The organism is Kitasatospora sp. NPDC002522, from assembly GCF_053595195.1.
The window spans coordinates 1-15091 of the sequence record NZ_JBSFXE010000015.1 but is presented as its reverse complement, the minus strand read 5'-3'; the positions used below and the strand labels follow the sequence as shown (position 1 = coordinate 15091).

General features: G+C 74.8%; 14 protein-coding genes. 6 read left to right on the top strand and 8 right to left on the bottom strand.

All coding sequences use genetic code 11. The features are described from left to right. Positions 1 to 50: 50 nt before the first annotated feature. The 6 genes from ACWD4U_RS15150 to ACWD4U_RS15125 all read right to left on the bottom strand — a co-directional run bounded on the left by ACWD4U_RS15150 (position 51) and on the right by ACWD4U_RS15125 (position 5389). Entirely contained in the window at positions 51 to 662 is a 612-nt protein-coding gene (locus ACWD4U_RS15150; RefSeq protein WP_363459000.1) for a hypothetical protein, read from the bottom strand. A gap of 31 nt (positions 663 to 693) precedes the next feature. After that, complete coding sequence (locus tag ACWD4U_RS15145) at positions 694 to 1935, bottom strand: glycoside hydrolase family 3 N-terminal domain-containing protein (protein WP_363458999.1); 1242 nt, start codon at positions 1933 to 1935, stop codon at positions 694 to 696. A gap of 183 nt (positions 1936 to 2118) precedes the next feature. Next, positions 2119 to 2796 carry a phosphonatase-like hydrolase gene (locus ACWD4U_RS15140; protein ID WP_363458997.1) on the bottom strand — a complete coding sequence of 226 codons (678 nt, stop codon included), beginning with the start codon at positions 2794 to 2796 and terminating at the stop codon, positions 2119 to 2121. A gap of 63 nt (positions 2797 to 2859) precedes the next feature. Beyond that, positions 2860 to 3981: a TIGR03364 family FAD-dependent oxidoreductase gene (locus tag ACWD4U_RS15135; protein ID WP_363458995.1), complete on the bottom strand. Its 1122-nt coding sequence runs from the start codon at positions 3979 to 3981 to the stop codon at positions 2860 to 2862. Positions 3982 to 4118: 137 nt separating this feature from the next. Then, on the bottom strand, positions 4119 to 4631 hold the full coding sequence (locus ACWD4U_RS15130) for a pyridoxamine 5'-phosphate oxidase family protein (protein WP_363458994.1): 513 nt from the start codon (positions 4629 to 4631) through the stop codon (positions 4119 to 4121). A gap of 119 nt (positions 4632 to 4750) precedes the next feature. Then, positions 4751 to 5389 (bottom strand): phosphatase PAP2 family protein, encoded by a 639-nt coding sequence (locus ACWD4U_RS15125; RefSeq protein ID WP_363458992.1) that lies wholly within the window; start codon positions 5387 to 5389, stop codon positions 4751 to 4753. 185 nt (positions 5390 to 5574) lie between these two features. On the opposite strand from ACWD4U_RS15125, the gene ACWD4U_RS15120 reads away from it, so the two are divergent. The 3 genes from ACWD4U_RS15120 to ACWD4U_RS15110 all read left to right on the top strand — a co-directional run bounded on the left by ACWD4U_RS15120 (position 5575) and on the right by ACWD4U_RS15110 (position 8596). Then, positions 5575 to 5943, top strand: coding sequence for a BlaI/MecI/CopY family transcriptional regulator (locus ACWD4U_RS15120; RefSeq protein ID WP_363458990.1), 369 nt, complete (start codon positions 5575 to 5577; stop codon positions 5941 to 5943). Next, positions 5940 to 7040 carry a M56 family metallopeptidase gene (locus ACWD4U_RS15115; protein WP_363458988.1) on the top strand — a complete coding sequence of 367 codons (1101 nt, stop codon included), beginning with the start codon at positions 5940 to 5942 and terminating at the stop codon, positions 7038 to 7040. The genes ACWD4U_RS15120 and ACWD4U_RS15115 overlap by 4 nt, the downstream gene beginning before the upstream one ends. Positions 7041 to 7339: 299 nt before the next feature. Further along, on the top strand, positions 7340 to 8596 hold the full coding sequence (locus ACWD4U_RS15110) for a sigma-54-dependent transcriptional regulator family protein (RefSeq protein WP_363458987.1): 1257 nt from the start codon (positions 7340 to 7342) through the stop codon (positions 8594 to 8596). Positions 8597 to 8619: 23 nt separating this feature from the next. Here the strand turns inward: ACWD4U_RS15110 and ACWD4U_RS15105 are convergent, their stop codons facing one another. Then, entirely contained in the window at positions 8620 to 9120 is a 501-nt protein-coding gene (locus ACWD4U_RS15105; protein WP_363458985.1) for an SsgA family sporulation/cell division regulator, read from the bottom strand. A 279-nt stretch (positions 9121 to 9399) separates the two neighbouring features. Here ACWD4U_RS15105 and ACWD4U_RS15100 point away from each other — a divergent pair, with 279 nt between their 5' ends. Then, on the top strand, positions 9400 to 10305 hold the full coding sequence (locus ACWD4U_RS15100; RefSeq protein ID WP_363458983.1) for a hypothetical protein: 906 nt from the start codon (positions 9400 to 9402) through the stop codon (positions 10303 to 10305). 100 nt (positions 10306 to 10405) lie between these two features. Here the strand turns inward: ACWD4U_RS15100 and pepN are convergent, their stop codons facing one another. Continuing rightward, positions 10406 to 12901 (bottom strand): aminopeptidase N, encoded by a 2496-nt coding sequence (gene pepN / locus ACWD4U_RS15095; RefSeq protein WP_363458982.1) that lies wholly within the window; start codon positions 12899 to 12901, stop codon positions 10406 to 10408. A 143-nt stretch (positions 12902 to 13044) separates the two neighbouring features. On the opposite strand from pepN, the gene ACWD4U_RS15090 reads away from it, so the two are divergent. Together ACWD4U_RS15090 and ACWD4U_RS15085 are read left to right on the top strand one after the other, a co-directional pair. Continuing rightward, the gene (locus ACWD4U_RS15090) at positions 13045 to 14280 is read left to right on the top strand and encodes a TerD family protein (protein WP_363459082.1); all 1236 of its coding nucleotides are present in this window, start codon (positions 13045 to 13047) and stop codon (positions 14278 to 14280) included. A 101-nt stretch (positions 14281 to 14381) separates the two neighbouring features. After that, a partial coding sequence (locus ACWD4U_RS15085) for a DUF6531 domain-containing protein (protein ID WP_363458980.1) occupies positions 14382 to 15091 on the top strand: 710 nt, incomplete at its 3' end.

The following is a 15091-nucleotide window of genomic DNA, read 5'->3' as shown; positions in this document are numbered from 1 at the left end:
TGCGCGTCAGACCCTAGCCGGGCCGCAGGTGCCACCGCGCCGGAACGCGCCTACCGGTACTCCCGGACGTGGACGCCCTTGGACCGCCACGGCTCGGGGATCCCGGGCGCCTCGGCCAGGGCCTCCAGCCACTCCAACTGCCCGACGAAGTACGTCCAGTAGGGCGTCGGTCCGGCCCCGCGATCGCCGCTGTGGAAGCGGTCGAAGGTGAGGATCGGCCCGTCGGTGCCACGCTTGCCGTGGCCGTAGAGCATGACCCGGACCGAGTCGTCGATCCGCTCCATCGCGAAGCTGCACGGGAAGTCGTACAGGTGGATCCGCAGGTCCCCGCCGTCCGCGGCGGCCGCGTCGGCGAGCGGGCGCAGCACCTCGCGTTCGTACCGGTCGGGGTCGCCCCGTTCGGCGTCCGCGGGCTCGACCCGGTAGCGGTCCCGCCGCGAGGCGCAGTACGGGTCCATGGCGTAGATCCGGATCGGCACCTCGTGCGACTTGGCGAGGAACAGCGGCATCAGCTCCGCCGACGCGTAGAAGTTCCGGGTGAGGCCGAACATGTCGATCCGCTGCCGGGCGCCGCGGATCCGGTCGACGAGGTCGGCCTTCGAGTCCTCCCCGGTCGCCGGGAAGACGCCTGCCAGTGCGGCCGGTACGAGGAAGTCCGCCATGGGCTCCAGCCTAGGGCCGCCTGACGGATCGTCACTTCAGGGTGCCGCGCAGCGCGGTGATCCGGTCGACGGAGGCGGTGAAGGCGTCGCGGTTGAGCCGGCCGGCGGAGAGCGCGGTGGCGAGGGCGGCGGCGGCCTGGTCGCCCTGGGCGACGTCGCGGGCGGAGCAGAGCAGCAGGTCGGAGCCGGCCGAGGCGGCGGCCAGGGCGCGGTCGGCGGTGGAACCGACGGGGGCGAGGGCCTGGGCCTCGATGGCGTCGGTGATGGTGACGCCGGTGAAGTGGAGGCGGCCGCGCAGCTCGTCCTGGATGGCGACGGAGGACATCCCGGCGGGGACGCCGGGGTGCAGCGCGGGGTAGATCGCCCAGGAGAGCATCACCAGGCGGACCCCGGCGGCGACGGCGTCCTGGTAGGGGCGTTCGTCGACGGCGCGCAGCCGGTCGAGGGCGACCGGGAGGGTGACGGGTTCCTCGTCGGTGTTGGCACCGGCGGGGGCGGTTCCCAGGCCCGGGAAGTGTTTGGCGGTGGCGGCGACGCCGGCGCCCTGCTGGGCGCGGATGAAGGCGGAGCCGAGCCGCCCGACGGTGGCGGGGTCGTTGCTGTAGGAGCGCTGCAGGCTGTCGGCGAAGTCGCCGGGGGTCCGGAAGACGTCGAGGACCGGCGCCAGGTTGGTGTTCAGCCCGTACCCGGTGAGGTTCGCGGCCGCGGCGCCGCCGGTGCGGGTGGCCGCGGCGACCGGATCGGCGGAGAGCCCCACCTGGCGGGCCGACTCGACGGGCGCGCCGGGCAGCCGGCGGACCTTGCCGCCCTCCTGGTCGGTCATCAGCAGCAGCGGCTGGGCGACCGGGCTCTCCCGCTGGGCCTGCCGGAGCTGGTCGACGGCGCCGCGCAGCACCGACGGGTCGGCGCCGACGTTCTCGGCGAAGAAGATCACCCCGGCGACGCGTCCGGCCCGGATCCGGTCCAGCAGGGCGGCGGGCGGGACGGTGCCGGGGTAGGAGTAGACGATCCGCTGCCCGGCCAGCTGCTCCGGCGTCCACTTGGAGCCGGGCGACGGGGACGGGCTGGCGGAGGGCGTCGGGGTGGCGGGCTGGGTGGTGGTCACCGCGGTGCTCCCGCTGGGCTCGGCGCTCGCGCTGCTGGTCGCGGGCGCGGACGGGGACGGGCTGGCCGGGGCGGACCCGGCGCCCGCCCCCGACCCGGACGACCCGCAGCCGGTGAGCAGCACCAGGCCCAGCGCGAGCACGCCCACCGACCGCAACGACAGCGACATACCTTCAGATAAGCACGCGTACCGGTCCAGGACCAGCACCGTCACCGGCCGCCGCGCCCCCGTTGCTCCGAACCGGCACGCCCCCTGAGCTGCCGTCAGCCATCAGGCGTCAGCCATCGGCCGTCATCCGCCGGCCCGGCAACCGGCAACCGGCAACCGGCAACCGGCAAGCCTGAGCCGCCGTCAGCCCAGCAGGCCGGGCAGCTCGGCGACGGAGGCCAGCACGTGGGTGGCGCCGTCGGCGCGCAGCCGGGCCTCGTCGTGGGCGCCGGTGAGCACGCCGGCCACCACCAGGGCCCCGGCCCGGGTGCCGGTGAGCATGTCGTAGCCGGTGTCGCCGGCCACCGCGACCTGCCGGACCGAGTCGGTGCCGGTGCGCAGCAGGGCGGTGAGGGCGAGGTCCGGGTAGGGGCGGCCGCGGCCGGCGTCGGCGGGGCAGAGCGTCAGGTCGGCGATGTCCTGCCAGCCGAGGGCCGCGAGGATGCGGTCCTGGGTGGAGCGGGAGAAGCCGGTGGTGAGGACCACCTTGCGGCCCTGGGCGCGCAGTTCGGCGATGGCGTCGGCGGCGCCGGGCAGCGGCTCGCAGCGGCCCTCGTCGACCAGGTCGTGGTAGGCGGCCTCGAAGGCGAGGTTGGCCTGCTGGGCGCGGTCCTCGTCGCCGAACAGGTGCCGGAAGACGGAGATCTTGGACTCGCCCATGGTGGCGCGGACGTGCTCCAGCATGGTGGCGTGCTCGGCGGTGCCGGCCTCGACGCCCTGCGAGCGGGCGGCGGAGGTGAAGGCGAGTTCGACCAGGCCGTCGTCGGCGACGGTGGTGCCGGCCATGTCGAGCACCACCAGGGTGACATCAAGCTTGCTCATGTGATGATCCAACTGTCTCGGTGGGAAATGAGGTTGACGCGGCGTCGGCGGCGATCGGCGGACTCAGAGGCCGATCTGGTCCGCGGTGGTCTCGGCGATGGCCGGCGAGCAGGTCATGCCGCGCCCGCCGGGGCCGGTGACCAGCCACGCGCCGTCGGCGACCTGCTGGCGGTGCACCACCCGGGTGGTGTCGACGCACTGGGCGTAGACGCCGGCCCAGCGGCGGCGGATCCTCGGCAGCGGCCGGCCGAGCAGCTCCTCGGCGACGCCGGCCAGGTGCTCGTACGGGTCCTCGTCCACGTCGAAGGCGAACGGGTGGTCGTACTCGTGGGTGTCACCGATCGTCAGGCCGCCGTCCTGGCGCTGGACCATCAGCAGCTGCATCTTGTGCTCGGCGGCGGTCGGCGGCTGCGGCTGCGCGGCGCGCAGCGCCTCCAGTTCGGGGCCGGCGAAGGCCGGGTAGTAGCGGAAGCTGTCGCCGTCGGCGACCGAGGTGGTCAGTACGTCGCCCAGCGGGTCGGTCTGCATCATCTGCAACCGGACCTTGCGCACCGGCAGTTCGGGGGCGAGCTCGCGGACCAGGCCGCCGAGCCAGGCACCGGTGCAGAGGATCACCAGGTCGCCCTCGTGCAGCTGGCCGTGGTCGTCGCGGACGGCGGAGGCGCCGACCAGGTCGCGCACCTCGCGGCCGGGCAGGAAGGTGTAGCGGCCGCTGGCCTCCAGCGCGGCGCGCAGCGCGGGCTGCGCGACCCGGGGCTCGACGGCGGCGTCCCGGGTGCACTGCAGGCCGCCGAGGAAGCGGCCGCGCAGCGCCGGGTTGGCGTCCCGCACCTCGGCGGCGCTGAGCATCCGGTAGCCCCGCTCGGCGGCGTCGGGGAGCTTCAACGCGGCCTCGGCGACCGCGAGTTCGGCCTCCGTACGGGCCAGCGTGAGCGAGCCGTTGGGCCGGAAGTACAGGCCGGGGACACGGGCCCCGATCTGCTCCCACAGCTCGCGGGCGCGCAGCGCGGTTGCCAGTTCCTCGCCAGCGGCGCGGCCGCTGACCCAGACCAGGCCGAAGTTGCGGACGGAGGCGCCGCGCGCCTCGGCCTCGCGCTCCAGGTGGACGACCTCGTGACCGCGCTCGACGGCCTGCCAGGCGTGCATGCTGCCGAGCACGCCTGCTCCTACGACGATGACTCTCATGCGGACAGCCTCGGGCGGCAAGGTGGCCGCAGGTCGTCCGACTCACGACGCGCAGGTGAACCGACCGCAAGAGTTGTCCATACAACCTGGAGCCGATGGCCCGTCGTCCGGCACCCGGAGGGCCGCGGTGCCGCAGGTCAGCGCACCACCCGGGCGTGCAGGTAGTTGCGGCGCCCGAACTGCGGCTCGTCCACCGCGGTCAGCTCCTCCACCTGGAATCGGTACAGCGAGGCCGCGCCCCGGCCCTCCAGGAACTGCGCCCGCACCTCGGGGTCGCGGGCGAAGTCGGGGTAACGCGCCTGGTAGGCGGCGAGCGCCGCCTCGGCCTGCAGGCCCCACGCCTCGCCCGCGCCGCCGGTCAGCTGGACGCCGCGCAGCTGCTCGCCGAAGACCGGCGGCGGCAGGAAGACGGTCGCGGCGGCCCGGGCCTCCTCGGCGAGGTGAAGGCTGTGCCGGGTGGAGCGCTCGCTGACGAAGTACAGCACCAGGTCGGCGTCGTACGCGAAGAAGGCCAGGTTGGCGTGCGGCCCGCGCTCGTGCCCAGCGGTGGCCAGGGTCAGCACCATGCTCTCCGCGAGGATGCCCTCCACCCCCTTCCCGAGCTCCTCCGCGGGCCAGTCCCCCTGGATGACATCGAGTCGGTACGGCATGGCGCATCCCTCCGCAGTGCTGCAGAAACACCGAGCCGGGCGGGGCGTTCGGCCCGGCCCGGCTCACATGCTCTCCCCGTGCGGCGCGACGGCACAAGAGGCCGTCACGCCCGCGTCGATCAGCCCAACCTGGTCCCGAGCACGGGCGCCAGCCGGCTCGCCCGCAGCCGGTCGACCAGCGGCGCGGCGCGTCCGGCGAGCAGCGCGAGCGGGATCGCCACCAGCACCCCGACCAGTGCGCCGACCGCCACGTCGTGCGGGTAGTGCACGCCCACCCAGACCCGGGAGGCGCCCATCAGCACGGCGGCGAGGCCCGCGATCCAGCCCAGCCGGCGGTCGGCGAACCAGAGCGCGGTGGCGGCGGCGAAGGCGATCACCGTGTGGTTGCTGGGGAACGACCAGTCGCCCGCCCCCGGACAGGCCTCAAGGGTGGCGCCGACCGCCAGCTGCCGGCAGGGGCGCACCTCCTCGACGACCCCCTTCAGCGCCGAGTTGGCGACGTACGCGGCGACCACGATCAGCGGCGAGGCGAGCACCCGCGCCATCACCACCGAGTCGGCGCTGCGGGCCTTCCACCAGCCGGCCACCATCAGCACCGCGAACACCGCGAGGCCGAGCGCCGACCAGATCCTGATCGCCTGGTCCAGCCAGGAGGGCGCGGCCTCGGCCCACCCGAGCACCCGGGTGTAGAGGCCGCCGTCGAGGCCGCTGCCGTCGTAGGCGAGCAGGCGGGACGGGGGATGAACAAGTGGTGCCATGGGGACAACATCTACCAGACCGGGCGTGCGATACAGCTCACTCCCGGCCGCGATCGCGGGGGACAGAGGCAAGGTTGGCGGACCTCCCGTTACGTTTGGGGGTGTCCGGACGGGGCACCCCCGGGACGTCTACAGTGATGTAGACGTCGACAGGACTGTAGACGAACGCCGGAGGAACGCGCGACATGACGGACTCACCCGCCCGTCGCCCCGCGGGGGGACTGGAAGCCCAGGTACTGGCCGCCCTGTGGGCCGCCGGCGAACCGCTCACCCCGCAGCAGGTGCAGGCCGCGATCGGCGCGGAGCTGGCCCGCACCACCGTCGCCACGATCCTGGCCAGGCTGCACGAGAAGGGCACCGTCGCCCGCACCAAGGCCGGCCGCGCCTTCGCCTACACGCCGACCGTCCAGGACGCCGACGGCCTCGCCGCCCGCCGGATGCGCACCGAACTCGACCGCGGCCGCGACCGCTCCACCGTGCTCGCCCGCTTCGTCTCCGACCTCACCAGCGAGGACGAGCGGCTGCTGCGCGACCTGCTCGGGGAGCAGCCGTGACCCTCGCCGTCTGGGCCCCGCTGCTGCTGCCGCTGCTCGCCGTCCCGCTCGCCCGGCGGGTCGCCGAGCTGCTCGCCCCGCGCGCCGCCGCCCTCACGCTGGCCGTCACCGCGGTCGCCCTCGGCACCGCCTCGCTCGCCTCGCTCGGCCTGCTCACCCTGACCGGCCTGCTCCACCTGCCCTACCCGGCCGCCCTGGCCCGCCTCTCCCCCGCCCACTGGCACCCCGCGGCGATCCCGCACACCGCCGCCGCGGCCGCGCTCGCCCTGCTCGCCATCACCGGCCTCGCCGTCCGCACCGCGCACCGCCAGCGCCGCGACCTGCGCCGCGCCCGCCGGGCCCTCGGCGACGCGCCGCCGGCACCGCCCGCCACCCGCCTGCGCGAACTGACCCGCCGAACCGCCGCCCTGCTGCGCCGCGCCACGGGCCGGCCGGACGCTGACGCACCGTCAGCCCGCCGCGGCGTCCGGCCCCGCCCGCTCGGCCGACTGCTCCGCGCCCCGGCCCGCCGGCCCGACCCGGCCGGCTTCCCGCTGGCCGTGCTGCCCGACCACACCGCCGACGCCTACGCGCTGCCCGGCCGGCCGCCGCGGATCGTCGCCACCGCCGGGATGCTCGCCGCGCTGAGCGGACCCGAGCGGGCCGCGCTGCTCGCCCACGAGCGCGCCCACCTGGCCGGGCGCCACCACGTCCTGCTGGCCGCCGCGGAGTACGCCGCCGCCTGCCATCCGGCGCTGCGCCCGCTGCGCGGGGCGCTCGGCTACCACCTGGAGCGCTGGGCCGACGAGTGCGCCGCCGCCGAGGTCGGCGACCGCGCGCTGACCGCCCGGGCGATCGGCCGCGCCGCGCTCGCCGCCTCCGCCGCCCCGGGCCGCACCCGCCCGGGCCTGGCCCCCGCCGCCCACACCGGACCCGTCCCGCGCCGGGTGCTGGCCCTGCTCTCCCCGCGTCCCGCGCACCGGCCCACCACCCGCACCCTCGGCGCGCTCGCCCTGGCCACCTGCCTCGCCCTGGCCGCCACCACCGCCGTGGAGGCCACCCACGACCTCCACCAGGAGGTCGAGATCGCCCAGGGCGACCAGCCGGCCGGCCGCTGAGTCCGTCCCGGCCACGGCCTCCGCGCGGGCACCGGAACGCCTGACACCACGTCAGACCGTGACCGGCGCACCACCCGGCGCACACGGCGGCGCACACCGAAAACCGACCAGTGTGCACCACCGCTCCAGCAGGGACGATTCTTTTCCGCCGACCCGGCGTGTCCCGGCCGCGCGGCCTTACCCTGGCAGCGCACGAGAGGTGACGGGGACGGGGGCGCGGCATGCAGCGGGGAACCCGACGGCTAGGCGTCCGCCGGCCGCTGGTCACGGGCACTCTGGCCCGGGCGTACGAACGGACCATGGCCGGTGAGACGGCGCTGGTCCGGCCGGAGATCGAGGACTCCTGGGCGCGGCTGCGCCGGCTCGGCCTGGACCCGGAGCGCGGCCGCAGCGCGCATCGCGTCGCACCGGCCGAACTGGAGCAGCTGCGCCGGGAGAACGGTCTGGACCAGGTGCTGCCGGCGCTGCGCTCCACGCTGTTCATGCCGGGCGACACCGCCCCGATCGTGCTGGCGGTCGCCGACCCGAAGAGCCGGATCCTGTGGATGGACGGCGAGCGACGGCTCAAGCGCGAGGTCGACGCGATCGGCTTCGAGCAGGGCGCGCAGTGGTCCGAGGACGAGGTGGGCACCAACGGCATCGGCCTGGCCGCCCGGATCGCCCGCCCCGCCCAGGTGCACTCCGCCGAGCACTACCTGCGCAGCCACCACGGCTGGACGTGCGTCGGGGTGCCGATCCGCGACCCGCGCACCGGCCGGGTGGCCGGGGTGATCGACCTGAGCGGACCGGCCACCGGCGACAACCCGTACCTGCGCCAACTCACGCTGACCGCCGGCCGGTTGGCCGAGACCGAACTGCGGGCCCGGCACCTGGAGGCGCTGCACCGGCTGCGCACCGTCGCGGTGCCGCTGCTGGCCCGCTTCCGCGGCCCGGCCCTGGTGGTGGACGGCGCGGGCTGGACCGCCGCCGCGGTCGGGCTGCCCGCGACGCCCCGCCTCGCCCTGCCGCCGGAGACCTGGGGCACCGCCGCCACTCACTGGGTGCCCACGCTCGGCGAGTGCGCGGTCGAACCGCTCGCCGAGGGCTGGCTGATCCGCCCGACCGGCACCGGCGCCGCCGAACTCTCCGAGCAGGCGGAGGCCGCCGTCCTCGAACTCGACCTGCGGGCCCCCGACCGCCCCGAGCTGCGGGTCCGCGGCGCGGCCGGGGGCTGGTCGCACAGCCCGAGCCCCCGGCACACCGAACTCCTGCTGCTGCTCTCACTGCACCGGGACGGGCTGAGCGCCGCCGACCTCGCCGAGGCGCTCTTCGACGACTACACCCGCACGGTCACCATCCGGGCCGAACTCTCCCGGCTCAGACGCCACTTGGGCGGCCTGTTGGAGGCCCGCCCGTACCGGCTGTCGACCGCCGCCGAGATCACCGTGCTCGGCCCCGACGACCCCGCCGACCTGCTGCCCGGCTCGGCCGCCCCCGCCGTCCGCGAACTGCGCGCCGAACTCGCCTGCGGCGCCCTGCGGCTACCCGACCGGCGCGGCCCGCGCGAACCGGCCTGATTCCGCAGGTACCGGCAAAGCGCTCAGCCGTCGGCCAGCAGCTCGGCCAACTCCTCGTCACTGGGCAGCAGTTCGGCCTCCGTGGCCTCCGGAACCAGCGCGTAGGTGCGTTCCAGCCAGTCCCGCACCTGCGGCCGCGAGGCCTCCAGCAGCGCGCTGCCGTGCGGGGACTCCAGCGCCAGATGCAGGGTCGATCCGTGGCAGGGGCAGTACGCGGGCCACAGCTTGATGTCCCCCTGGCCGCTCAGCGACTCCATTCCGTCGCGCAGCAGTTCACGGGAGAAGACCCAGTCCGCCTCGTCGGGACGGCCCAGGTGGAAGGTCAGCCGCACCTCGTACGGCCGCTCGGCGGCGTACCGGAACAGGGTGCGCACCTCCCCCACCAGGTCCTGGTCCAGTGCGATCCGCAGCACCAGGACCTCTTCGACCAGCGACGGGGGCGCGGTGGTCCCGTCCGGGTCGCCGCCCGTGGGGGTAGCGGCGAGCGGTTGGTTGGAGGCGGCGGACAGCGGGTCGCACGGCATGACGATCTCTCCGAAGCGGCTGGGTTCCTGGCCCAGCCTGCTGCACGGCCCAGGTCACCGCAACGGTTGCAGGGGGTTGCAGCGGCCGTTCGGACTGGCCTATTCCGTCCATCGGGAGCCGCCAACTCCCCGCCACGGCAAGGAACTCGAAATCAGACATCGGTTTCGTCACAGATCTGGCGGTCCGTCAGACCGCTGGTAATCTCGACCCTCCCGCCCCGCGCCGAACCCGCGAACCGGGCGGAAGGCGTGGAACCACACCAGGAAGGGGAGAGCCCGGTGGCGCTCCGCGAGCACTCCCGGTCGGCCGCCACCGGCCGCGGAGGACGACACGGCCGCGCGCGGCCCTTCGGCGGGCGGCTGCGGCTGCCCACCATCCGGTTCTCCGGCGCCGCGATGGCGATGTCCACCGTGGTCGGCATCAGCCTGGCCACCACCTGGCTTCTGAGCGAGCAGCAGCAGGTCGGCCGCCGCCCCGGCGTCAGCGTCGGCGGTCCGCCGGTGCCCAGCCCGGACGCCTCCGAGCCCGCCCCCGCGCCGAGCACCACGGCCGGCCAGGGCCCGGGGCCGACGCCCGACACGGACGCCGACGGGCAGCAGCCGACGTCCGCCACGACCCCGTCCACCCGCCCGAGTGCCACCCCGACCCGGTCGAGCGCCCGCCCGGCCACCGCCGCCGGCAGCACCGCTCCGGCCACCCCGGTGGCCGCGGTCCGCCCCTCGGTGAGCCCGACCGCCGCCACCACCAGCCCCAGCCCGTCCGCCTCCCCGTCGGCCCCGCCCTCGCTGCGCCCCACCGCGTCGCCCGCGCCGCCGCACACGCTCACCGGCGAGGCCCGGATCGACTCGCTGGGCCGCACCGGCACCCGGCACACCGTGCAGCTCGAACTCGCCGAACCGATGACCGCGTTACTCGTCGAGTTCCGCCTGCAGCGCCCCACCGCCCTGCCGGGCACCACCCCCGGGACCGACCTCCCCGGCGCCCTGACCACCATCTCGCTCGACCGGGACACCCTGATCTACCGGTTCGCCACCCCGCCCGGCCTCACCCTCGCCGCCGGCACCTACACCTTCACCGTCACCGGCGCGCTCCCCGCCCCCACCGCCGCCGCCCCCGAATCCTGGACGGCCTCCGCCTTCGCCCTCCCCACCACCCGCGCCCTCACCGCTCGCGGCACCTTCTGACCCGCGGCCCGGCCGCCCCCGAACACGCCGGAGGCGCCCGGCAGTTGCCCGCCGGACGCCTCCTGATCCCACGTGTCCTGCGCTTGACGACTCCTGCCGGCTAGCCGGCGAACGCGGCCCGCACGGCCCGGGTCCGGCGCAGGTCGTCGGTCGCGTCGTTCAGGGTCCGGCGCAGGGACGGCGTCAGACCGGGCTCGGCGAGGGCGGCCTCAGCGGCGGTGACGGTGGCGTCGTCGGCCTGCGCGTTCGGGAAGAGGACGCGCCCGAGCAACCTGGCGACCATGTCGCCGCGACCGTTCGCCTCGCCGATCCGGGCGAAGAACTCCCGCGCGTAGTCGGCCTGGAGGGACTCCTCGCCAGAGCGCCAGAAGCCCTCGGCGGCGGCCTCGACCAGGTGGTTGGAGAGCGCGTCGGGCGTGAACAGCGCCTGCCACGCGGCGGCCTTCGCCGCCGGGTCGGGCAGCGCGGCGCGGGCCCGGGCGGCGCCGGTCTCCGCCTCGCTGCCGGGGTCGCGGGCCAGCTCCGCCGCGATCTCCGGCTCGCCGGCCGCGCCGACCGACGCCAGCCGGACGATCGCCGCCCAGCGCACCTCGGGGCTCAGGTGCAGGCCCCGCGGCACCCCGTCGCCCGCCAACCAGCCGCGCAGCTCGGCGAGTTCGGTGTCCGTCCCGGCGCTGTCCGCCGCGGCCCGGAGCGCCGCGACCCGGACGTCCTCGCTCCGGTCGTCCGCCAGCAGGACCCGCGCGGTGCGGCTCACCGCAGCGAGCGCCGCGGCCCGCTCCGCGGGAGCGGCGTACCGGCCGACCACCCCGGCGCGCGCGAAGGTGAGCACCGTCTGGACGATCACCACCGACTCCTCGGCCGGGAGGTGACGCTCCATCAGCTCCAGGTAGGCGCTCGGCGCCAGCTCGGCGTCGCGCACCAGGTCACGGGCGTGCTCCCAGAGCACCGCCCGGGTGACCTCGTCGGCGAGCGTGGACAGCGACTCGCCGACGATCCGCCAGGAGTGCTCGTCCAGGCGGACCTTCGCCCAGGTGAGGTCGCCGTCGTTGGGGACGACCAGCTCGGCTCCGGCCTCCACCAGGTCGGGGACGGCGACCCGGCGACCCGGTCCGACCTCGATCGCGGCCCGGCCGGCGGGCACCAGGCGCGCGCCGTCCCGGCGGTAGCCGCCGACCTCGATCAGGTGCGGGCGGCTGCCCTCGTTCACCACGTGCAGCGAGGCCAGGGCGCCGCCGGCGGTCCGCTCGGCCTCCACCCGGAGGGTGTCGACGCCGCTGGTGCGCAGCCAGGACTCCGCCCAGGCGTGCACGTCGCGGCCGCTGCTGGCGGCCAACGCGGCCAGGAAGTCCGGGAGTTCGGCGTTGCCGTAGCGGTGCTCGGCGAAGTAGGCGTTGATCCCGGCGAAGAAGGCGTCGTCACCGAGCCAGGCGACCAGCTGGCGCAGCGCGGAGGCGCCCTTGGCGTACGAGATGCCGTCGAAGTTGACCATGGCCTCGGCGACCGAGCGGGTCCCGTTGCCGGCCACCGGGTGGGTGGAGTCGCGCTGGTCGGCGTCGTAGCCCCAACCCTTGCGCTGGACGGCGAAGCTGGTCCAGGTGCCGGTGAAGCGGGTGGCCTCGCCGGCGACCCGGTAGCCGAGCATCTCGGCGAAGGACTCGTTCAGCCACAGGTCGTCCCACCAGCGCATGGTGACCAGGTCGCCGAACCACATGTGCGCCATCTCGTGGCAGATCACCATGGCGCGGCGCTCCCGGTCGGCCTCGGTGGCCTGGGAGCGGAACAGCATCTCGTCGCGGAAGACCACGCAGCCGGGGTTCTCCATCGCGCCCCAGTTGAACTCGGGGACGAACGCCTGGTGGTACTCGCCGAACGGGTAGCGCTCGTCGAACAGTTCGTGCAGCCGGTCCAGCGAGGCGGCCGTCACCTCGAACAACTCCGCGGCCTCGCGGTCGAGTTCGGCGGCCAGCGAGCGGCGGGCGTGCAGGCCGAGCGGGATGCCGTCGTGCTCGCCGAACACCGAGTGCAGCGGACCGGCCACCACCGTGAACAGGTAGGTGGAGATCGGCTTGGTCGCGGCGAACTCCCAGTGCCCGTCCGCGGCCTTCACCCGGGCGCCGTTGGCGACCAGGGTCCACTCCTCGGGCGCGGTGGCGGTGAGGGTGATCGGGGCCTTCAGGTCGGGCTGGTCGAAGCAGGCGAAGACCTTGGCGGCCAGGTCGGGCCCGCAGGTGGCGTACAGGTAGACCGCGCCGTCGGCGGGATCGGTGTAGCGGTGCAGGCCCTCGCCGGTGCGCGAGTAGCGCATCTCGGCCTCGATCAGCAGCTCGTTCTCGGCCCGCAGCTCCGGCAGCGCGAGCCGGTTGCCGTCCAGGGCGGCGACGTCCAGCGCGCGGCCGTTGAGGACGGCGCGGTGCAGGACGGCCGGTTCGAGGTCGACGAAGCTGTCGGTGCCGGGCTCGGCGCACCCGAACCGGATCACGGAGGTGCTGCCGAACCGCTCCGCGCCACGCGTCAGGTCGAGGTCGACGGTGTAGCCGCGGACCTCCAGCAGGCGGGCACGGTCAGTTGCTTCGGATCGTTGCAGTGCTGGCATGACCGCATGCTCGCCGAGCCTGCCCGAACCGGGCAAGCGCCTTCGCCGGGAATCGCCGGGGTTCCGCTTGCGGCGAACCTCCGGTGGAGCGGCGACTTGGCTAGGGTGGGGTGCGCCGAGTCGAGGAGGAGCACGTGTCTGTTCTGAGCCAGGGCGGGAACGCACCGCTGGGCGCGCCCCGAGTGGTCGTGGAGGTCACCGCGCCCAAGCGGCTGGACGTCTCCGGACTGCTGCTCACCGAGTCCGGAAAGGTCCGCTCGGACGCCGACTTCGTCTTCTTCAACTCCCCGCACGGCCCCGGCGTCACGCACCGCCCGGCGACCGGCGGCGCGCCCGACGCGATCACCGTCGACACCGCGGCCGTCCCCGCCGACATCAGCCGGATCGTGGTCACCGCCTCCCTCGACGACCAGCAGGCCACCTTCGCCGGGACGGAGCCGACCGCCACCGTCCGGGACGCCGACTCCGGCCGCGAGCTCTTCACCTTCACCCCGCCGCGCCTCGGCCGGGAGACCGCCCTGGTGGTGGTCGAGGTCTACCGGCGCGGCATCGAGTGGAAGATCCGCGCCGTCGGCCAGGGCTACGCCAACGGCCTGGCGGGCATCGCCACCGACTTCGGCGTCGCGGTCGACGACGGTGCGTCAACTGCCGCCGCCGCGGCCCCTGCCGCCCCCTCGGTCCCCGCCACGCCCCCGCCGGCGCCGCCGGCGCCCCCGGCGGCCCCGCCGATGCCGCCCGCCATGCCCACCGCTGGGGTGCCCGCCGCCCCGCCGCCGATGCCGTCCGGCTCGCCCGCCGTCGGCAAGATCACCCTCGACAAGGGCCGGGTCAACCTGGTCAAGGGCGGCTCGGTCTCACTGGAGAAGGCCGGGAAGCCGTTCCTCGCCTCGGTCCGGATGGGTCTCGGCTGGGAGCCCGCCGGCCGCGGCCGCAACATCGACCTGGACGCCTCGGTCATCGCCTTCGACGCCCAACGCGGCAAGATCGACACCGCCTGGTTCATGAAGCTGTCCCTCTTCGACGGCGCCATCGCCCACTCCGGCGACAACCTCACCGGCAAGGGCGAGGGCGACGACGAGGCGATCACCGTCCACCTGGGCGGCCTGCCGGCCGAGGTCTGCGGCCTGGTCTTCGTGGTCAACTCCTTCTCCGGCCAGAAGTTCACCGACGTCAAGAACGCCTACTGCCGCCTCCTCGACGCCTCCACCGGCGAGGAGCTCGTCCGCTTCGACCTCACCCACGCGGAGGCCCGCACCGGCGTCGCCATGTGCAAGCTGGTCCGCCAGTTCTCCGGCGAGTGGGTGATGACCGCGCTCGGCGAGTACGTCGACGCCAAGACCGCCCGCAGCATGGTCAAGCCCGCGGCCGCGATGCTCTGACCCCCCGCAAATCCCGCCGCAACCGCCGACCGTTCGACTACCGTCTCCCCCGTCGATGATTGAACCCACTTGCTGGGCACCGTCGTTCACGGGGGACTGTGGTGAGCAACCAGATCGTCAAGGCGCTGGAGGACGGGGCGCAGCGGCTGGGCAAGACCTTGGTGGAGGACGCCGGGAAGGCGTTGAAGAACTTCTACCGGCATGCGGGCGACAACCTGAAGAAGGTCGCCAAGAACGTCCGGGACATCGAGGAGAAGCACGCCAAGGACCTCGAGAAGATCTTCAAGGGCGAGGGCAAGGGCCTGAACCACCCCCGCTCCGGCGGCGGTGGTCACGGCCGGCGCGGTGGCTCGCATCCGAAGGGCCGCGGCCGCGAGCAGGTGAAGTCGCCGCGGACCGAAGGCCGTGAGCACGTCTCACGCAAGTGCCCGGGTGAGCCCGTCGACATCGCGACGGGCCGGATGTTCATCGACCAGACGGATGTGAACCTGCCCGGTTCGCTGCCACTGCTGTTCACCCGGAACTTCGAGTCCGGGTACCGGGCGGGCCGGTGGATGGGCGCGCACTGGATCTGCAGCTTCGACGAGCGCCTGGAACTCGACGAGGACGGCGTGGTCCACCTGCGCCCCGACCGCATCACCCAGGCCTACCCGCTGCCCGAGCCCGGCGACCCGGTATACGCCTCGGCCGGATCCCGCCACGAACTCGCCCTGCACGACGGCCTGTTCACCGTCACCGACCCCGCCACCGGCCTGGTGAAGACCTTCACGCCCACCCCCGACGGCACGGAGGCCCTGCTCACCGAGGTCCG